This window comes from Cohnella sp. WQ 127256 (assembly GCF_024519285.1).
In the GTDB taxonomy this organism is placed as follows: domain Bacteria; phylum Bacillota; class Bacilli; order Paenibacillales; family Paenibacillaceae; genus Cohnella.
In genome coordinates this window covers 35,946-51,910 of the sequence record NZ_JAMZCY010000015.1, presented here as the reverse complement: position 1 = coordinate 51,910, position 15,965 = coordinate 35,946, and the positions used below count along the sequence as shown (strand labels likewise).

The window sequence follows — 15,965 nt, the reverse complement described above, 5'->3', positions numbered from 1 at the left end:
GTTTATGGGGTAAACCATGTAGTATGCCTAACCGTTACAACCATTATTCTCAAGTTGTACTTGTTTGATACCACATGCAACGATGCTATACGCGGCGGCGCTTCGGAGGACGGCATCCGTTATGCGGGATTGGAGTAACGTCTCTAATCATGCTGACTTCAAGACCAGCGGCTTGCAACGAACGAATCGCAGCTTCGCGGCCTGCACCAGGACCTTTAACAGAGACTTCAACCAAACGCATTCCGTGTTCCATCGCAGCGCGGGCTGCAGATTCAGCTGCCATTTGAGCAGCGAAAGGCGTGCTTTTACGGGAGCCTTTGAAACCAAGGTTACCGGAGCTCGCCCAGGAAACCGCATTGCCGTGCGGATCTGTAATCGTCACAATAGTATTGTTAAACGTGGAACGGATATGTGCAACACCCGTATCAATGTTTTTCCGATCACGACGTTTGGTACGAACGACTTTTTTGCCTTTTTGTGCCATGTTAGTTATCCCCCCTTATTACTTCTTCTTGTTCGCTACTGTACGACGTGGACCTTTGCGTGTACGTGCGTTCGTTTTCGAACGTTGTCCGCGAACCGGCAGACCGCGGCGGTGACGGATGCCTCGATAGCAGCCGATATCAATCAGCCGTTTGATGTTTATTGCAATCTCGCGACGTAAGTCGCCCTCGACTTTTTGTTCTTTGTCGATCGTTTCGCGAAGACGAGCCAGCTCATCTTCCGTCAGATCACGAACCCGTGTGTCGGGATTGACGCCAGTGGACGCTAGAATTCTTTGGGAAGTTGGCTTACCAATTCCGAAGATGTACGTCAAGGCGATTTCCACACGCTTGTCGCGCGGGAGGTCAACACCAGATATACGTGCCATAGTTAGGGGTACCTCCTTCTATATTAGCCTTGTTTTTGTTTGTGTTTCGGATTTTCGCAGATAACCATCACGTTGCCTTTGCGGCGAATGACTTTGCATTTCTCGCAAATCGGTTTGACCGAAGGTCTCACCTTCATGATAATGTCCTCCTTTAAGTGCAAACGAACTTACTTGCGGTATGTGATACGACCCCGCGTCAGATCATAGGGTGAAAGCTGGATAACAACTTTGTCCCCTGTAAGAATCCGTATGAAATGCATCCGAAGTTTTCCGGAAACATGCGCAAGGATTTGATGTCCGTTCTCGAGCTCTACCTTAAACATTGCGTTTGGTAGTGGCTCTACAACCGTTCCCTCAACCTCGATAACGTCCTCTTTGGCCATCGTCATTCTCCTTTCTCTACAGCATGCATTTCTTGTGCGATTGATGTCGCGGAGCTGTGCTCCTGTTCATCGCTCGTCACGAGCTGTTGTTCGATTTGTCCGATAGCGTACCGGAGCTTCGCGTTAGTTACGCGTCCGGTGTCGCGAATACTATTCGCGACTTCATCGCTACGGATCCCGATCGGTTCGAGATGCAGCACGTTTTTGCGTTTAGGCCGATCGAACCGGCGTTTATCGCCGTCAGCCACGAGCGCGAATCGCTCTTCAACGGGAGCAACAATTATACATAGCTGCCCTTCGTCTCTTCCACGCCGGCTTCTCACGATGTCTCCGGGTTCCAACTTAACGTTTACCGTCATTACATTCACCTAGCTTTACGCACGAGTTAGTATTTCAAACCCGTCTTCGGTTACGGCAATCGTATGCTCGAAATGCGCGCACAGCGACCCGTCCACTGTGACAACTGTCCAATTATCGGACAATGTCTTCACGTAACGTTCTCCCACGACGACCATCGGTTCGATCGCGAGAGTCATTCCCGGCTTCAACCGCGGTCCGCGATCTTCGACACCATAGTTCGGAATTTGCGGCTCTTCATGCAGATCAGCTCCTACGCCGTGACCGACATATTCTCTGACTACAGAATAACCCGCATCTTCTATAACTTTCTGAATGCCGTGAGATACGGTAAACAGCCTTACATCTGGACGTATGAGCTCCAACCCTGCGAAGAGTGATGCTTCAGTAACGTCAAGAAGATTCTGTGCTTCGTCGGATATTTGTCCGACACCGTATGTCCAAGCGGAATCTCCGTGATAGCCTCGGTACTGTGCACCGATATCGATGCTGATGATGTCGCCTTCTACAAGCTTCCGCGGTCCGGGAAACCCGTGAACGAGTTCCTCGTTAGTGGAAGCACATATACTGGCCGGAAAACCGTTATAACCTTTGAAGGAAGGAATCGCACCTTGGCTTCGGATGAAAGTATCGGCTATCCGATCCAATTCAGCAGTTGTAACACCAGGCACAACCGCTTGTTTCATCAAGCGATGTGTCTCTGCTACAATCCGTCCCGCCTCACGCATCAAGCTTAATTCTTTATCAGACTTGATCACGATCATAGCCGATTACCCTCTGAGAAGGGAAGCAATAACAGTCGTAACTGCATCGATATCCTTCTCCCCGTCTACTTCCCTGAGCGAACCTTTGTCGCCGTAATACGTCAGAAGTGGAGCTGTTTTGCTTGTATATTCATCAAGCCGAGTGCCCACTTTTTCTTCCGTATCATCGGAACGCTGATACAGCTCTCCCCCGTCCTTATCGCAGATACCTTCCTGCTTAGGCGGGTTGAAAATAATATGATACGTCGTTCCGCAAGTTTTACAAATCCTTCTACCCGTTAAGCGAGCGAGCAAGAAGCCGCGATCCACTTTGAGGTTGATGACATGATCAATCTTACGGTCCATTTCAGCAAGCATACCATCAAGTGCTTCAGCTTGTGCAAGTGTCCGCGGAAACCCGTCCAACAAAAATCCATTGGCACAGTCAGGTGCTGCGAGACGATCACGTACAATACCGTTTGTCACTTCATCCGGAACGAGAAGGCCTTGGTCAACGTACTCCTTTGCCTTCTGTCCGAGTGGTGTGCCTTGCTTCATGGCTAAACGAAACGCATCACCGGTTGAGATGTGCGGAATGCCGAATTGCTCGACAATCCGTTCTGCCTGCGTTCCTTTACCGGCGCCAGGAGGCCCCATAAACAAGATGTTCATTGTCGTTCCTCCTGTCCGTCTCGTTGGTTACTTATTGATAAAGCCTTTGTAGTGGCGTTTAATCAATTGGCTCTCTACTTGTTTCATCGTTTCAAGTGCAACCCCGATAACGATCAACAGTGAAGTACCGCCTAATTGAACGGACTTCGGAAGTCCAGCCAATGATCCGAAGAATACAGGGATAACCGAGATAACGGCCAAGAATACCGCACCTGCCAACGTAATACGAGTGATAACGCGCATTAGGAAACCAGCTGTAGGCTTGCCTGGACGAATACCTGGAATATAACCACCGTTCTTCTTCATGTTATCCGCTAATTGCTGCGGATTGAATTGAACGAACGTGTAGAAGAAAGTAAAACCGATAATCAAGAGGATATACAATACCATTCCTAGTGGTTGGTCATAGTACATATTCTTGATAACCCATTGTGCCCAGCTCTTGTCAGCCCAGAACTGTGCAATCGTAATCGGGAACATCAGAAGGGAAACTGCGAAGATTACCGGAATTACGCCCGCGCCATTCACTTTAAGTGGAATGTGCGTGGATTGTCCGCCGTACATTTTCTGTCCGACAACACGTTTAGCATATTGAACCGGAATTTTGCGCACACCTTGCTGGATGAAGATTACACCTGCAATAATCAGGATGATTACGAGCAGGATAATGACCATTTTTACGATATTCAAGAATAGCTGACTTGAATCCGTGAATTGATCCGCATAGATATCACGTGCATGTTTCGGTATAGCAGCAACGATTGCCGCAAAGATTAGGATAGAGATACCGTTACCGATACCCTTCTCGTTAATCTGTTCACCAAGCCACATGAGGAACGCAGTACCAGCAGTCAAAACGATGGCTATCATAATATACGTAGCCGTAGAAGCATCCACGACCATTTCTTGATTATACATCCGATTGAAACCAATTGCCGTTGCAAAAGCTTGGATAAGCCCCAGAACAATCGTACCATAACGAGTGATCTGCGCCAGCTTACGTTTACCGTTCTCGCCTTCCTTCTGCCATTCCGAAAACTTCGGAATGACGTCCATGGAAAGCAATTGAACGATAATCGATGCTGTGATGTACGGTGTGATCCCCAATGCAAAGATGGAGAAGTTAAACAAGGCACCGCCAGAGAACGTGTTCAGCAAGCCGAACAGGTCTGCACCTGTTTCGTTGGCTGCTGTAAGTACGTCCTTATTAATGTTCGGAACCGGAATAAAGGAACCGATTCGGTATACAAACAGGATGAAAAGAGTGAATAGGATCCTCTTGCGAAGGTCCTCGACTTTCCAAATGTTAGTGATAGTCGCGAACATTAGATCACCTCGGTTTTACCGCCGGCGGCTTGAATTTTTTCTGTTGCAGACTGAGAGAACTTGTGAGCTTTAACTGTCAGCTGCACGTTCAAATCGCCATTGCCCAGAATTTTAATTCCGTCCTTTGGATTTTTAAGAATTCCTTCGTCAAGAAGCAATTCTGGAGTCACTTCTGTACCAGCTGCAAAACGGTTCAGTTGGTCAAGATTGACTATCGCAAAGACCGTTGCAAAACGATCATTGTTAAATCCGCGTTTTGGTACCCGACGGTACAATGGGTTTTGACCACCCTCGAAACCGGGACGAACACCGCCACCGGAACGAGCGTTTTGCCCTTTGTGACCGCGACCTGAAGTTTTGCCGAGACCGCTACCAGCACCACGTCCTCTCCGCTTACGGGAGGCCGTAGAGCCTTCGTTTGGAGATAGCTCATGCAATTTCATCTTACGTCGCACCTCCTTGAGAGTTATGCTTAATATCTTAGATTTCTTTAACTTCGATCAAATGATTGACCGTATTGATCATGCCGCGAGTTGCGACATTGTCTTCTCTTACTACGGACGAATGCAGCTTGCCGAGTCCAAGAGTTTTCACCGTTTGACGTTGATTCTCAGGACGGCCGATCAAGCTACGAACGAGGGTAATTTGAAGCTGTGCCATCTGTTTCCCCTCCTTAACGGAATAGCTCTGCTACGGTTTTACCGCGCAGTTTCGCTACGTCTTCAGCACGTTTTAGTCGGGACAACCCTTCCAACGTCGCATTGACCATGTTAATGGAGTTGGATGAACCCAGCGATTTCGTCAAGATGTCGCCTACTCCAGCTAGTTCGAGTACTGCGCGAACAGGACCGCCCGCGATAACACCCGTACCTTCTGATGCTGGTTTGAGCAACACTTGGCCAGCGCCGTATTTTCCCATAACGGCATGTGGAATTGTAGTTCCAACGAATGGTACGAAAACAAGATTTTTCTTAGCGTCATCGACGCCCTTACGGATTGCGTCTGGAACTTCGGAAGCTTTACCAATTCCCGCGCCAACCCAGCCTTTGCCGTCTCCGACAACGACGAGTGCGCTGAAACTAAAGCGACGTCCGCCTTTGACGACTTTGGAGACACGATTGATTTGAACCATTTTTTCGGTTAGTTCCAATGTATTCGGATCTACACGCAAGTCGTTTACCTCCTTGTATCAAAAAATAATTAAAACTGTAATCCGGCTTCGCGTGCAGCGTCAGCCAGCGCTTGAATACGTCCGTGATATAGATAACCGCCACGATCGAACACGACGACTTCATATCCTTTTGCTTTAGCACGATTAGCGATTAGCTCGCCAACTTTACGTGCTGATTCTACGTTACCGCCGTTTCCTACTCCAGCAAGCTCTTTGTCAACTGTTGATGCGCTAGCAAGCGTTACGCCTTTAACGTCATCAATTAGTTGTGCATAGATGTGCTTGGAAGAACGAAACACGGACAGACGTGGACGTTCACTCGTCCCGCTGATTTTCTTACGTACACGAAGATGTCTTTTCAGACGGGCTTTATTTTTATCGGCTTTAGTAATCATCCGCATGGTTCACTCCCTTCACTTTACTTAGTGCGGCTTAAGCCGCATTAAGCTTACTTCTTCTTACCAGCTTTACCTTCTTTACGAATAATGCGTTCGCCTTCGTACTTGATTCCTTTACCTTTATAAGGCTCTGGAGGACGAACAGCGCGGATTTTAGCAGCAATCTCGCCTACGGCTTCTTTATCGATGCCTTTAACGATGATTTTGTTTTGTGCAGGCACTTCGAATTCAATGCCGTTTGCCGGTACGATCTCAACCGGGTGAGAGTAACCAACGTTCAATACCAGCTTATCGCCAGATTTACTTGCACGGTAACCTACACCTACCAAGTCAAGGTTCTTAATGTAACCTTCAGTTACACCGCTAACCATGTTGGCAACAACACTTCGAGTCGTTCCGTGTAGCGAACGGTGAAGCTTGTTATCGGAAGGACGTTCAACAGTAATAACGTCAGACTCGAAGGAAACTTTCATATCGCTGTGTAATACGCGGGACAAAGTTCCTTTAGGGCCTTTAACCGTAATTACGTTGCTATCCAGGTTCACGTTCACGCCGTTAGGCACCGAAATCGGTTTGCGTCCAATACGGGACATAGTTGGTACACCTCCAATCGTGTGACAGTTAAATTACCAAACGTAGCAAAGCACTTCTCCGCCGGACTTCCCTTGACGGGCTTCCTTGTCGGTGATGATGCCTTTAGATGTGGAAATAATCGCGATGCCGAGGCCACCCAACACACGCGGAACTTCAGTAGACTTCGTATAAACGCGCAAACCTGGTTTGCTTATGCGTTTAAGACCCGTGATAACTCGCTCATTGCTTGGTCCGTATTTCAAGAAAATACGAATCAAACCTTGTTTGTTATCTTCTACATATTCAGCGTCGCGGATAAAACCTTCACGTTTCAGGATTTCAGCAATTTGCTTCTTAACCGTAGACGCAGGCATTTCCACCGACTCATGACGCACTAGATTCGCGTTGCGAATCCGAGTCAACATATCTGCAATAGGATCAGACATAACCATGGGTAAACCTCCTTCCCGAACTAGGCTGATTACCAGCTCGCTTTTTTGACGCCAGGAATCTGGCCTTTATATGCTAACTCACGGAAACATATCCGGCAGACCTTGAATTTTTGCAAAACGGAATGCGGACGTCCGCAACGTTCGCAACGCGTGTAAGCCTGGACTTTAAACTTCGGCGTACGCTGTTGCTTGATTTTCATCGACGTTTTTGCCACTTGCTTTCACACCTCCATTAGGTACCCTTTGCTAATTGACCGGGCTATCGTCACTTCGCAAACGGCATACCCAATTGGGTGAGCAGCTCACGTGCTTCTTCGTCCGATTGCGCAGTCGTTACGATAACGACGTCCATACCGCGAATTTTATCAATCTGGTCATACTCGATTTCCGGGAAAAGAAGTTGTTCTTTCAATCCTAGTGTGTAGTTACCGCGTCCATCGAAAGATTTCGTGGAAACGCCGTGAAAGTCACGCACACGGGGGAGAGAGATGTTGAACAATTTATCCAGGAAGAAGTACATCCGTTCGCCGCGCAGCGTTACTTTAACGCCGATAGGCAAGTTCTCACGTAGGCGGAAGCCTGCGATTGATTTTTTGGAGCGAGTAACTACTGGCTTTTGACCAGCGATCTTCTGCATGTCTCCAACCGCGAAATCCATGATTTTGGAGTTCGATACCGCTTCGCCGACACCCATATTGATGACGACTTTCTCGATTTTCGGCACTTGCATGACGGATTTGTAGCTAAACTTCTGCATCAAAGCAGGAGTAATTTCATTCAGGAAACGTTCCTTCATTCTTGCTGCCATGAGTCACAGTGACCTCCTTTCCGTTCTTACTGCGATTAGTCGATCATTTCTCCAGAGCGCTTAGCGACCCGGACTTTTTTGCCGTTTTCAAGCGTCTTGTGGCCAACGCGAGTTGGCTTGCCGCTTTTAGGATCGATATGCATCACGTTTGACACGTGAATCGGCGCTTCGCGCTCGATGATACCGCCTTGTTGATTCGTTGGATTCGGACGAGTATGGCGTTTTACCATATTCACGCCCTCGATAAGAACGCGATTTTCGCGCGGGTAAGCGGCGATAATGCGGCCTTTCTTGCCTTTGTCTTTGCCGGAGATGACGATAATGTTATCGTCTTTCTTCACGTGCATTTTATTATTGTGCGATTCAAGCACTTTTTTCAGACGGGGCATGGGTACACCTCCTTGAGTGTTTCTCCATCGGTGCGTACCGGAATATTAAAGAACTTCCGGTGCCAGGGAAATGATTTTCATAAAGTCACGATCACGAAGCTCACGAGCTACTGGTCCGAAAATACGGGTACCACGCGGGCTCTTGTCTTCCTTAACAATTACTGCTGCGTTCTCATCGAACGCGATATAGGATCCATCTCTACGGCGTACCGAACGTTTTGTACGAACGATAACACATTTGACTACATCGCCTTTTTTGACAACGCCGCCTGGTGTTGCTTGTTTTACGGAGCATACGATCATATCACCGATATGTCCTACGCGGCGTCCTGTACCGCCAAGTACACGGATACACATCAATTCTTTAGCGCCGGAGTTGTCGGCAACACGCAGACGCGTAAACGGTTGAATCATCGCAAGGTCCTCCTTTCAGTCACAACTGTGTCGCTTAAGCCAATACGGCTGATTCGACGATTTCGACCAAGCGCCAGTTTTTGTCTTTAGACAACGGGCGGGTCTCCATGATTTTCACAGTGTCGCCGATTTTTGCATCGTTAGTTTCGTCATGCGCTTTGAATTTCTTCGTGTATCTAATACGCTTGTGGTAAAGGCTGTGTTTTTTGTACGTTTCAACGGCCACCACAATCGTTTTGTCCATTTTGTCGCTGACGACTTTACCAATCTGCACTTTACGATTGTTATTACGTTCGCTCATGGTAATCCTCCTTTTCCCGGGTATTAGCCGATGCCGAGTTCACGCTCGCGCAAAATGGTTTTAGCCCGAGCAATTTCTTTCCGCAGGTCGCCAAGGCGATGCGGGTTATCCAATTGACCTGTAGCCAATTGGAAGCGGAGGTTGAACAGCTCATCCTTGAAGCCGGCGACCTTCTGTTCAAGTTCCGCCGATGTTAGGTTGCGAAATTCACTGGCTTTCATTTGCTTCACCACCCAGTTCTTCACGTTTCACGAATTTCGTCTTGATTGGCAACTTATGTGCTGCAAGACGCATTGCTTCACGTGCTATCTCCTCGGGTACGCCTGCCAACTCGAACAATATTTTGCCCGGTTTTACGACAGCTACCCATGCTTCTACGTTACCTTTACCGCTACCCATCCGTACCTCAAGAGGTTTTTGGGTGATAGGCTTCGAAGGGAAAATTTTGATCCAAACTTTTCCGCCCCGTTTGATGTAACGAGTCATTGCAATCCGAGCAGCCTCGATTTGACGATTCGTTACCCAAGATGGTTCCATCGCTTGCAGACCAAATTCACCGAAGTGAACTTCTGTACCGCCTTTAGCGCGACCTTTCATTTTACCGCGGTGTTCTTTGCGGTGTTTAACGCGTTTAGGGACCAACATGATCAGTTGCCTCCTTCCTCAGCAGCTCTTTTCTTCACCGGAAGGACTTCGCCACGGTAAATCCATACTTTTACGCCGATAAGGCCATAAGTAGTATGAGCTTCTGCCGTTCCGTAATCGATATCAGCGCGGAGTGTGTGCAAAGGCACTGTTCCTTCGCTGTATCCTTCTTGACGAGCGATTTCCGCTCCGCCCAGACGACCACTAACGGATGTTTTGATTCCTTTCGCACCAGCGCGTTGCGTACGTTGCATAGCTTGTTTCATCGCGCGGCGGAATGAAACGCGGCGTTCCAATTGTTGCGCAATACTTTCAGCAACTAGGATTGCGTCCATTTCCGGATTTTTAATCTCAGAAATATTGATGTGTACTTTTTTATCGCCTGATATCTTAGTTAATTGGCCACGAAGCACTTCAACTTCAGCTCCGCCTTTACCAATAACAATACCTGGTTTAGCAGTGTGAATCGTAACGTTTACGCGGTTAGCGGCACGTTCGATTTCGATTTTAGAAACGGCTGCGTCTTTAAGTTTCTTTTTAAGGAATTCGCGGATTTTAACATCTTCGATAAGAAGAGTGCCAAAATCTTTATCAGCAGCATACCATTTGGATTCCCAATCACGGATTATGCCGATACGAAGACCGACGGGATTTACTTTTTGACCCACACGTTGTCCCTCCTTATTTCTCAGATACGACCAGCGTAATGTGGCTGGAGCGCTTGAAAATACTGAATGCACGACCTTGGGAACGAGGTTGGAATCGTTTCATCGTTGGGCCTTCGTTAACGAAGGCTTCGGACACGACCAATTTGTTCACGTCGAGCTGATAGTTGTGTTCAGCGTTCGCGATGGCAGAGTTCAAGAGTTTCTCAAGAACCGGAGATGCCGAACGCGGTGTATGACGCAAAATGGCAACAGCATCGCCGACTTTTTTGCCACGGATCAGGTCAACGACCAGACGGACTTTACGAGCCGGAATGCGAATGTTATTCACAACAGCTTTCGCTTGCTGAGACATCGGTGTACCTCCTCCCTTACGTACGTCTCGTAACGATTAAACAGTTGCGCCAGGGGCGCTCTTTATTTAACCGCACTTCGTAGGGTTAAATATTATCGTTTGCCTGTTTTCTTATCATCATCCGTATGACCTTTGAACGTACGCGTTGGTGCGAATTCACCAAGCTTATGACCGACCATGTCTTCCGACACAAATACAGGCACATGTTTACGTCCATCGTATACTCCAAACGTTTGCCCAACAAATTGTGGGAAAATTGTCGAGCGACGAGACCAAGTTTTGATAATAACTTTCTTGCTCGATGCAGATGCTTCTTCCACTTTTTTCAGTAGATAGCCATCCACGAAAGGTCCTTTTTTCAAACTGCGACCCATGGAATGATCCTCCCTTCAACGCGGCTTGAGAGTTTTCCGTTCGCGCCGCTACAAAGTTTATTACTTAGTGCGACCGCGAACAATGTATTTGCTCGAAGCTTTTTTCTTCTTGCGTGTTTTGTAACCAAGCGTAGGCTTGCCCCATGGAGAAAGCGGGGATTTACGTCCGATTGGAGCACGGCCTTCACCACCACCGTGTGGGTGATCGTTCGGGTTCATAACAACACCACGGACAGTTGGACGTTTACCTAACCAACGATTACGTCCAGCCTTACCTGCGTTAAGCAACTCGTGATCCTGGTTACCAACTGTACCGATAGTAGCACGGCAAGTTTTAAGAATGCGACGAATCTCACCAGAAGTCAAACGAATAGTTACGTATTTTTCTTCTTTACCAAGCAATTGAGCACTAGTTCCAGCTGCGCGAACCATTTGGCCGCCTTTACCTGGTTTAAGCTCAATGTTGTGGATAACTGTACCAACTGGAATGTTTTCCAATGGTAGAGCATTACCCACTTTGATGTCAGCAGTAGGGCCAGACACGATAACATCACCGACTTTAAGTCCTTTTGGAGCGATGATGTACGTTTTTGCACCGTCTGCATAGTTGATTAGAGCGATATAAGACGTACGGTTAGGATCGTATTCAATCGTAGCCACGCGGCCGGGAATATCGTCCTTCGTGCGCTTGAAATCGATAATCCGATATTTACGCTTATGACCGCCGCCGTGATGGCGAACAGTAATTTTACCTTGGTTATTACGACCAGCATGCTTGAAGAGTGGCGCTAGTAAGGATTTCTCCGGTTCTGTTGCTGTGATCTCTTCGAACGATGCAATCGTCATTTGACGACGGCTAGACGTGGTCGGCTTAAACTTTTGAACTGGCAAATGGATTCCCTCCTTACTTTAGAGACTTATTATACAGAGGATTCAAAGTACTCAAGTGGTTTGCTGTCGGCAGATAGCTGCACGATTGCTTTTTTCCACTCAGAAGTGTAACCGCTGTGCTTGCCGTAGCGTTTCGGCTTAGCAGGCATTCTCAACGTGTTAACGCCAACGACCTTAACCTTAAAGATCGATTCGATGGCTTGTTTGATTTGCGTTTTGTTCGCTTTCAAGTCAACTTCGAACACGTATTTGCGCTGTTCCATGAAGTCGCTTGTGCGTTCGGTAATAACCGGCCGTTTAATTAGATCGCGGGGGTTTTTCATTACGCGAACACCTCCTCAACTTTAGCGACTGCATCCTTAGTGATGATCAATTGATCATGTTTCATCACGTCAAGCACGTTAATTCCTTCAGCGGAAACGAATTTCACACCTGGGATGTTACGCGCGGACAGGGCCACGTTATTATCAAAGTCTGCAGTAACAACTAGTGCTTTGCGAGATACTTTGAGGTTGCTCAAGATCTTAGCGATATCCTTCGTTTTCGGCTGGGACAAGCTCAGCTGATCAAGAACGATAATTTGGCTGCTTACAACTTTGCTAGACAAAGCTGACTTGATCGCCAAACGACGAACTTTACGAGGCAATTTGAAACCGTAGCTGCGTGGCGTAGGTCCGAAGACAATTCCGCCGCCCTTCCATTGTGGCGAACGAATACTACCTTGACGCGCGCGACCAGTTCCTTTTTGTTTCCAAGGCTTACGACCGCCTCCGCGAACTTCCGAACGACCTTTCGTATCGTGCGTACCCGAGCGAAGCGATGCTTGTTGAAGCAATACAGCGCTGTGCAGTACATGAACGTTCGGCTCTAAACCGAATACTCCTTCTGCCAGATCCAATTGTCCAACTTCCTTGCCGTCTACATTAAAAACTGTAACTTTCGGCATGAGTGGTCCTCCTTTCCTCATACATTGTGAATTATTTCTTCACCGATGTGCGGATTTTGAGATAACTATTGCGAGCGCCCGGTACGGAGCCTTTGATCAACAATACATTACGCTCAAGATCTACTCTAACGATTTCGAGGTTCTGAACTGTGATTGTTTCGCTGCCCATACGGCCGTGCATTTTCTTACCCTTCGGAACTTTGTTTGCTTCGCGCATAGACGCTAGCGAACCATTTCCGCGGTGATACTTGGAACCATGCGTCATCTTACCGCGTGCGAAGCCCCAACGCTTGATCGCACCTGTAGTTCCTTTACCTTTGGAAGTACCCGTTACGTCAACGATATCGCCTTCGGAGAACTGGTCAACTTTAAGCTCTTGACCAACTTCCAAGTCAGCTGGTGTAAGTCCGCTAACTTCGCGGATGAAGCGCTTGGGGCCAGTGCCTGCTTTCTTAGCATGGCCAATGGCTGGTTTTGTTGCTAGCTTTTCGCGTTTGTCCGCAAAGCCGATTTGTACTGCTTCGTATCCATCGTTATCCACAGTTTTCTTTTGCAATACGACGCTTGGAGTTGCTTCTACCACAGTAACCGGCACTACACTGCCGTCAGCTGCGAATATTTGCGTCATTCCAAGTTTACGTCCCAAGATTCCTGACATGTTGACACCTCTTTTCTTGATAAATCTAATTTACTGCTACAATTAAAGTTTGATTTCGATGTCGACGCCAGACGGTAGATCAAGACGCATAAGTGCATCAACCGTTTGTGGCGTAGGATTGACGATATCAATCAAACGCTTGTGCGTACGCATTTCGAATTGCTCACGCGAGTCCTTGTATTTGTGCACCGCGCGCAGGATCGTGATGATCTGCTTCTCGGTCGGCAACGGGATCGGTCCAGATACACTTGCACCTGTACGTTTCGCCGTTTCTACGATTTTCTCCGCGGATTGATCCAAGATACGGTGGTCGTAGGCTTTCAAACGGATACGGATTTTTTGCTTAGCCATAGAATTCCCTCCTTCATTCGCCCAATTTTGGAATCGGACATACTCCGTGAGAATAACCCTCGATCACCTAGTGGCATCCCTTATGGCAAAGGGGCCGGGTGTGTCGGCAACCTCTCACATCAACGCACAGTCACAGACCAACATTTATTATTATAACGATCTGCCCACCCGATTGCAACAAAAACTTTCATTTTTTTTCGAACTGTCCCTTTTCGTCCATTCTGCCTTATCCTCCACTCTCGTTTTCGCTAGTTTACGAGTATCCATCATGATCTCATCTCAACCGCCATATAGATAAGACAGGCCTTAATGAAAGGATTGATCAGATTGCTTTCCCCATACAAAATAGTAGCTATTATTATAGGATGTCTTCTAATTGCCTTCGGAATAGACTTCTTCCTAATGCCAATCAAAGTATTAGACGGTGGTATTATAGGTGTCGCGTTAATCGCAAATTACCTCTTTGAACTCAAAGTCGGTTTAACTCTTCTATTATGTAGCGCGCCTGTATTTATTTTGGCATGGTTCAAAGATCGAACGATGTTCTTTCACAGCTTGTATGGTATGGTCTTCTTGTCTTACTTCATTGATATTTTCGATCCCTATCGTCCTTTTGGCTCTTTGATCGCCAGCAATCCTTTTGTCGCTTCTGTTATTGGGGGATTATTTATCGGGACTGGTTTCGGCATCCTTCTGCGAAATGATACGAGTACGGGAGGATTCGATTTACTAGCTAAGCTCTTATCTCATAAATTGAAAATGAATGTCGGGATTCTGATCTTAACAATGGATGCCGTCATAATCGGAATGAGTGGATTGCTCTTTACTGTGGATACTTTCTTCCTCTCCCTAGCAACAATTAGTGCAGGCGGTCTAGCAACAAGTCTTTGTACGGTTAAGCACTTCAGTTATTAAATGAATTGGTTTCACAAAAAAAGGGCTATCACAGCGTTAGCCGTGATAGCCCTTTTCATTTATGGATGTTGCTTATTTTTGAATGGAAGCAACTGCGCCAGCGCCTACAGTACGTCCGCCTTCGCGAATAGCGAAGCGAGTACCTTCTTCAACAGCGATTGGAGCGATCAACTGAACAGTTACCTCGATGTTGTCACCAGGCATAACCATTTCAGTACCTTCTGGCAAGTTGATGATGCCAGTTACGTCTGTTGTCCGGAAGTAGAACTGTGGACGGTAGCCTGTGAAGAAAGGCTTATGACGGCCACCTTCAGCAGAAGTCAGAACGTAGATTTGTGCAGTGAATTCAGTGTGAGGCTTAACTGAACCCGGTTTCGCGATTACTTGACCACGCTCGATGTCTTTACGGTCTACACCGCGAAGCAATGCGCCAACGTTGTCGCCGGCTTGAGCTTGATCAAGCAATTTACGGAACATTTCAACACCAGTACATACGGATTTGCGAGTTTCTTCTTGCAAACCGATGATTTCAACTTCGTCACCAACTTTGATGATTCCACGCTCAACACGACCTGTAGCAACAGTACCACGACCAGTGATTGTGAACACATCCTCAACTGGCATCAAGAAAGGCTTGTCAGTTGCACGCTCTGGATTTGGAATGAACTGTTCAATTGCATCAAACAATTCGATGATTTTTTCAGCCCAAGGACCATCTGGGTTAGCAAGTGCTTCACGAGCAGAACCTTGGATAATTGGAGTGTCATCACCTGGGAAATCATATTCGTTAAGAAGATCACGAACTTCCATTTCTACAAGCTCAAGTAACTCTGCGTCTTCAACCATGTCGCATTTGTTCAAGAATACGACGATGTAAGGAACGCCTACTTGCTTAGAAAGCAAGATGTGCTCACGCGTTTGCGGCATAGGGCCGTCAGCAGCGGATACAACCAGGATTGCTCCATCCATTTGAGCAGCACCAGTGATCATGTTTTTAACATAGTCAGCATGTCCTGGGCAATCAACGTGTGCATAGTGACGGTTAGGAGTTTCATACTCAACGTGAGATGTGGAAATTGTAATTCCACGCTCGCGCTCTTCTGGTGCTTTGTCGATTTGATCAAATGCTACTGCAGCACCGCTACCAAATCTTTTGTTCAAAACGGAAGTGATTGCAGCTGTAGTCGTAGTTTTACCGTGGTCGACGTGACCGATTGTACCGATATTAATGTGTGGTTTATTACGTTCGAATTTAGCCTTTGCCATGGATACAGTTCCTCCTTAATGTAAAAACGGGATTTATATGG

General features: G+C 47.2%; 31 protein-coding genes. 1 reads left to right on the top strand and 30 read right to left on the bottom strand.

Annotation, left to right across the window (positions count from 1 at the left end):
* Positions 1-85: 85 nt before the first annotated feature.
* The 29 genes from rpsK to rpsJ form a co-directional block, all read right to left on the bottom strand.
* Positions 86-484 (bottom strand): 30S ribosomal protein S11, encoded by a 399-nt coding sequence (rpsK, locus tag M1K58_RS28800; RefSeq protein ID WP_130615150.1) that lies wholly within the window; start codon positions 482-484, stop codon positions 86-88.
* An 18-nt stretch (positions 485-502) separates the two neighbouring features.
* Positions 503-871, bottom strand: coding sequence for a 30S ribosomal protein S13 (rpsM, locus tag M1K58_RS28795; RefSeq protein ID WP_115995334.1), 369 nt, complete (start codon positions 869-871; stop codon positions 503-505).
* Between the two features lie 23 nt (positions 872-894).
* Complete coding sequence (gene rpmJ / locus M1K58_RS28790) at positions 895-1,008, bottom strand: 50S ribosomal protein L36 (protein WP_003333770.1); 114 nt, start codon at positions 1,006-1,008, stop codon at positions 895-897.
* Between the two features lie 30 nt (positions 1,009-1,038).
* Positions 1,039-1,254, bottom strand: a complete 216-nt coding sequence (gene infA, locus M1K58_RS28785) for a translation initiation factor IF-1 (RefSeq protein ID WP_116065578.1) — start codon at positions 1,252-1,254, stop codon at positions 1,039-1,041.
* A gap of 2 nt (positions 1,255-1,256) precedes the next feature.
* The gene (locus M1K58_RS28780) at positions 1,257-1,613 is read right to left on the bottom strand and encodes a KOW domain-containing RNA-binding protein (protein WP_256762360.1); all 357 of its coding nucleotides are present in this window, start codon (positions 1,611-1,613) and stop codon (positions 1,257-1,259) included.
* 15 nt (positions 1,614-1,628) lie between these two features.
* Positions 1,629-2,375 carry a type I methionyl aminopeptidase gene (gene map / locus M1K58_RS28775; RefSeq protein WP_256762359.1) on the bottom strand — a complete coding sequence of 249 codons (747 nt, stop codon included), beginning with the start codon at positions 2,373-2,375 and terminating at the stop codon, positions 1,629-1,631.
* 6 nt (positions 2,376-2,381) lie between these two features.
* On the bottom strand, positions 2,382-3,026 hold the full coding sequence (locus M1K58_RS28770; protein WP_256762358.1) for an adenylate kinase: 645 nt from the start codon (positions 3,024-3,026) through the stop codon (positions 2,382-2,384).
* Positions 3,027-3,053: 27 nt separating this feature from the next.
* On the bottom strand, positions 3,054-4,352 hold the full coding sequence (gene secY / locus M1K58_RS28765) for a preprotein translocase subunit SecY (protein ID WP_256762357.1): 1,299 nt from the start codon (positions 4,350-4,352) through the stop codon (positions 3,054-3,056).
* Positions 4,352-4,795 (bottom strand): 50S ribosomal protein L15, encoded by a 444-nt coding sequence (rplO, locus tag M1K58_RS28760; protein ID WP_256762356.1) that lies wholly within the window; start codon positions 4,793-4,795, stop codon positions 4,352-4,354. The genes secY and rplO overlap by 1 nt, the downstream gene beginning before the upstream one ends.
* Before the next feature lie 37 nt (positions 4,796-4,832).
* Positions 4,833-5,012: a 50S ribosomal protein L30 gene (gene rpmD, locus M1K58_RS28755; RefSeq protein WP_256762355.1), complete on the bottom strand. Its 180-nt coding sequence runs from the start codon at positions 5,010-5,012 to the stop codon at positions 4,833-4,835.
* A 13-nt stretch (positions 5,013-5,025) separates the two neighbouring features.
* The gene (gene rpsE, locus M1K58_RS28750) at positions 5,026-5,523 is read right to left on the bottom strand and encodes a 30S ribosomal protein S5 (protein ID WP_256762354.1); all 498 of its coding nucleotides are present in this window, start codon (positions 5,521-5,523) and stop codon (positions 5,026-5,028) included.
* Positions 5,524-5,552: 29 nt separating this feature from the next.
* Positions 5,553-5,918 carry a 50S ribosomal protein L18 gene (gene rplR / locus M1K58_RS28745; RefSeq protein WP_256762352.1) on the bottom strand — a complete coding sequence of 122 codons (366 nt, stop codon included), beginning with the start codon at positions 5,916-5,918 and terminating at the stop codon, positions 5,553-5,555.
* Between the two features lie 53 nt (positions 5,919-5,971).
* Positions 5,972-6,514: a 50S ribosomal protein L6 gene (rplF, locus tag M1K58_RS28740; RefSeq protein ID WP_256762351.1), complete on the bottom strand. Its 543-nt coding sequence runs from the start codon at positions 6,512-6,514 to the stop codon at positions 5,972-5,974.
* 33 nt (positions 6,515-6,547) lie between these two features.
* The gene (gene rpsH / locus M1K58_RS28735; RefSeq protein WP_256762350.1) at positions 6,548-6,946 is read right to left on the bottom strand and encodes a 30S ribosomal protein S8; all 399 of its coding nucleotides are present in this window, start codon (positions 6,944-6,946) and stop codon (positions 6,548-6,550) included.
* A gap of 29 nt (positions 6,947-6,975) precedes the next feature.
* Positions 6,976-7,161, bottom strand: coding sequence for a type Z 30S ribosomal protein S14 (locus M1K58_RS28730; RefSeq protein WP_256762349.1), 186 nt, complete (start codon positions 7,159-7,161; stop codon positions 6,976-6,978).
* Positions 7,162-7,211: 50 nt separating this feature from the next.
* Positions 7,212-7,754: a 50S ribosomal protein L5 gene (gene rplE, locus M1K58_RS28725; RefSeq protein ID WP_256762348.1), complete on the bottom strand. Its 543-nt coding sequence runs from the start codon at positions 7,752-7,754 to the stop codon at positions 7,212-7,214.
* Between the two features lie 35 nt (positions 7,755-7,789).
* Positions 7,790-8,143, bottom strand: coding sequence for a 50S ribosomal protein L24 (gene rplX / locus M1K58_RS28720; RefSeq protein WP_256762347.1), 354 nt, complete (start codon positions 8,141-8,143; stop codon positions 7,790-7,792).
* A gap of 45 nt (positions 8,144-8,188) precedes the next feature.
* Positions 8,189-8,557 (bottom strand): 50S ribosomal protein L14, encoded by a 369-nt coding sequence (gene rplN / locus M1K58_RS28715; protein WP_256762346.1) that lies wholly within the window; start codon positions 8,555-8,557, stop codon positions 8,189-8,191.
* Positions 8,558-8,591: 34 nt separating this feature from the next.
* Positions 8,592-8,858, bottom strand: coding sequence for a 30S ribosomal protein S17 (gene rpsQ, locus M1K58_RS28710; protein WP_256762345.1), 267 nt, complete (start codon positions 8,856-8,858; stop codon positions 8,592-8,594).
* Between the two features lie 23 nt (positions 8,859-8,881).
* Complete coding sequence (rpmC, locus tag M1K58_RS28705; protein ID WP_204605830.1) at positions 8,882-9,079, bottom strand: 50S ribosomal protein L29; 198 nt, start codon at positions 9,077-9,079, stop codon at positions 8,882-8,884.
* Positions 9,066-9,503 (bottom strand): 50S ribosomal protein L16, encoded by a 438-nt coding sequence (gene rplP / locus M1K58_RS28700; protein ID WP_256762344.1) that lies wholly within the window; start codon positions 9,501-9,503, stop codon positions 9,066-9,068. The genes rpmC and rplP overlap by 14 nt, the downstream gene beginning before the upstream one ends.
* Positions 9,504-9,505: 2 nt before the next feature.
* On the bottom strand, positions 9,506-10,171 hold the full coding sequence (gene rpsC, locus M1K58_RS28695; RefSeq protein ID WP_256762343.1) for a 30S ribosomal protein S3: 666 nt from the start codon (positions 10,169-10,171) through the stop codon (positions 9,506-9,508).
* A 13-nt stretch (positions 10,172-10,184) separates the two neighbouring features.
* On the bottom strand, positions 10,185-10,523 hold the full coding sequence (rplV, locus tag M1K58_RS28690) for a 50S ribosomal protein L22 (protein WP_169281348.1): 339 nt from the start codon (positions 10,521-10,523) through the stop codon (positions 10,185-10,187).
* Between the two features lie 92 nt (positions 10,524-10,615).
* Entirely contained in the window at positions 10,616-10,897 is a 282-nt protein-coding gene (rpsS, locus tag M1K58_RS28685) for a 30S ribosomal protein S19 (RefSeq protein WP_256762342.1), read from the bottom strand.
* Between the two features lie 60 nt (positions 10,898-10,957).
* Complete coding sequence (gene rplB, locus M1K58_RS28680; protein WP_256762341.1) at positions 10,958-11,788, bottom strand: 50S ribosomal protein L2; 831 nt, start codon at positions 11,786-11,788, stop codon at positions 10,958-10,960.
* Positions 11,789-11,817: 29 nt separating this feature from the next.
* Positions 11,818-12,111: a 50S ribosomal protein L23 gene (rplW, locus tag M1K58_RS28675; protein ID WP_256762340.1), complete on the bottom strand. Its 294-nt coding sequence runs from the start codon at positions 12,109-12,111 to the stop codon at positions 11,818-11,820.
* Positions 12,111-12,734 carry a 50S ribosomal protein L4 gene (rplD, locus tag M1K58_RS28670; protein ID WP_256762339.1) on the bottom strand — a complete coding sequence of 208 codons (624 nt, stop codon included), beginning with the start codon at positions 12,732-12,734 and terminating at the stop codon, positions 12,111-12,113. The genes rplW and rplD overlap by 1 nt, the downstream gene beginning before the upstream one ends.
* 31 nt (positions 12,735-12,765) lie before the next feature.
* Positions 12,766-13,392 (bottom strand): 50S ribosomal protein L3, encoded by a 627-nt coding sequence (gene rplC / locus M1K58_RS28665; RefSeq protein WP_256762338.1) that lies wholly within the window; start codon positions 13,390-13,392, stop codon positions 12,766-12,768.
* A gap of 42 nt (positions 13,393-13,434) precedes the next feature.
* Complete coding sequence (rpsJ, locus tag M1K58_RS28660; RefSeq protein ID WP_130615191.1) at positions 13,435-13,743, bottom strand: 30S ribosomal protein S10; 309 nt, start codon at positions 13,741-13,743, stop codon at positions 13,435-13,437.
* Positions 13,744-14,052: 309 nt separating this feature from the next.
* Here rpsJ and M1K58_RS28655 point away from each other — a divergent pair, with 309 nt between their 5' ends.
* Positions 14,053-14,658 carry a YitT family protein gene (locus M1K58_RS28655; RefSeq protein WP_256762337.1) on the top strand — a complete coding sequence of 202 codons (606 nt, stop codon included), beginning with the start codon at positions 14,053-14,055 and terminating at the stop codon, positions 14,656-14,658.
* 72 nt (positions 14,659-14,730) lie between these two features.
* Here M1K58_RS28655 and tuf read toward each other — a convergent pair whose 3' ends face one another.
* Positions 14,731-15,924 (bottom strand): elongation factor Tu, encoded by a 1,194-nt coding sequence (tuf, locus tag M1K58_RS28650; protein WP_256762336.1) that lies wholly within the window; start codon positions 15,922-15,924, stop codon positions 14,731-14,733.
* Positions 15,925-15,965 lie beyond the last annotated feature (41 nt).

Excerpts from the sequence above, each read along its gene's own strand:
- rpsK (WP_130615150.1), bottom strand. The coding sequence starts at position 484 with ATGGCACAAAAAGGCAAAAAAGTCGTTCGTACCAAACGTCGTGATCGG.
- rpsM (WP_115995334.1), bottom strand. The coding sequence starts at position 871 with ATGGCACGTATATCTGGTGTTGACCTCCCGCGCGACAAGCGTGTGGAA.
- rpmJ (WP_003333770.1), bottom strand. The coding sequence starts at position 1,008 with ATGAAGGTGAGACCTTCGGTCAAACCGATTTGCGAGAAATGCAAAGTC.
- infA (WP_116065578.1), bottom strand. The coding sequence starts at position 1,254 with ATGGCCAAAGAGGACGTTATCGAGGTTGAGGGAACGGTTGTAGAGCCA.
- M1K58_RS28780 (WP_256762360.1), bottom strand. The coding sequence starts at position 1,613 with ATGACGGTAAACGTTAAGTTGGAACCCGGAGACATCGTGAGAAGCCGG.
- map (WP_256762359.1), bottom strand. The coding sequence starts at position 2,375 with ATGATCGTGATCAAGTCTGATAAAGAATTAAGCTTGATGCGTGAGGCG.
- M1K58_RS28770 (WP_256762358.1), bottom strand. The coding sequence starts at position 3,026 with ATGAACATCTTGTTTATGGGGCCTCCTGGCGCCGGTAAAGGAACGCAG.
- secY (WP_256762357.1), bottom strand. The coding sequence starts at position 4,352 with ATGTTCGCGACTATCACTAACATTTGGAAAGTCGAGGACCTTCGCAAG.
- rplO (WP_256762356.1), bottom strand. The coding sequence starts at position 4,795 with ATGAAATTGCATGAGCTATCTCCAAACGAAGGCTCTACGGCCTCCCGT.
- rpmD (WP_256762355.1), bottom strand. The coding sequence starts at position 5,012 with ATGGCACAGCTTCAAATTACCCTCGTTCGTAGCTTGATCGGCCGTCCT.
- rplR (WP_256762352.1), bottom strand. The coding sequence starts at position 5,918 with ATGATTACTAAAGCCGATAAAAATAAAGCCCGTCTGAAAAGACATCTT.
- rplF (WP_256762351.1), bottom strand. The coding sequence starts at position 6,514 with ATGTCCCGTATTGGACGCAAACCGATTTCGGTGCCTAACGGCGTGAAC.
- rpsH (WP_256762350.1), bottom strand. The coding sequence starts at position 6,946 with ATGGTTATGTCTGATCCTATTGCAGATATGTTGACTCGGATTCGCAAC.
- rplE (WP_256762348.1), bottom strand. The coding sequence starts at position 7,754 with ATGGCAGCAAGAATGAAGGAACGTTTCCTGAATGAAATTACTCCTGCT.
- rplX (WP_256762347.1), bottom strand. The coding sequence starts at position 8,143 with ATGCCCCGTCTGAAAAAAGTGCTTGAATCGCACAATAATAAAATGCAC.
- rplN (WP_256762346.1), bottom strand. The coding sequence starts at position 8,557 with ATGATTCAACCGTTTACGCGTCTGCGTGTTGCCGACAACTCCGGCGCT.
- rpsQ (WP_256762345.1), bottom strand. The coding sequence starts at position 8,858 with ATGAGCGAACGTAATAACAATCGTAAAGTGCAGATTGGTAAAGTCGTC.
- rpmC (WP_204605830.1), bottom strand. The coding sequence starts at position 9,079 with ATGAAAGCCAGTGAATTTCGCAACCTAACATCGGCGGAACTTGAACAG.
- rplP (WP_256762344.1), bottom strand. The coding sequence starts at position 9,503 with ATGTTGGTCCCTAAACGCGTTAAACACCGCAAAGAACACCGCGGTAAA.
- rplV (WP_169281348.1), bottom strand. The coding sequence starts at position 10,523 with ATGTCTCAGCAAGCGAAAGCTGTTGTGAATAACATTCGCATTCCGGCT.
- rpsS (WP_256762342.1), bottom strand. The coding sequence starts at position 10,897 with ATGGGTCGCAGTTTGAAAAAAGGACCTTTCGTGGATGGCTATCTACTG.
- rplW (WP_256762340.1), bottom strand. The coding sequence starts at position 12,111 with ATGAAAAACCCCCGCGATCTAATTAAACGGCCGGTTATTACCGAACGC.
- rplD (WP_256762339.1), bottom strand. The coding sequence starts at position 12,734 with ATGCCGAAAGTTACAGTTTTTAATGTAGACGGCAAGGAAGTTGGACAA.
- rplC (WP_256762338.1), bottom strand. The coding sequence starts at position 13,392 with ATGTCAGGAATCTTGGGACGTAAACTTGGAATGACGCAAATATTCGCA.
- rpsJ (WP_130615191.1), bottom strand. The coding sequence starts at position 13,743 with ATGGCTAAGCAAAAAATCCGTATCCGTTTGAAAGCCTACGACCACCGT.
- M1K58_RS28655 (WP_256762337.1), top strand. The coding sequence starts at position 14,053 with ATGAAAGGATTGATCAGATTGCTTTCCCCATACAAAATAGTAGCTATT.
- tuf (WP_256762336.1), bottom strand. The coding sequence starts at position 15,924 with ATGGCAAAGGCTAAATTCGAACGTAATAAACCACACATTAATATCGGT.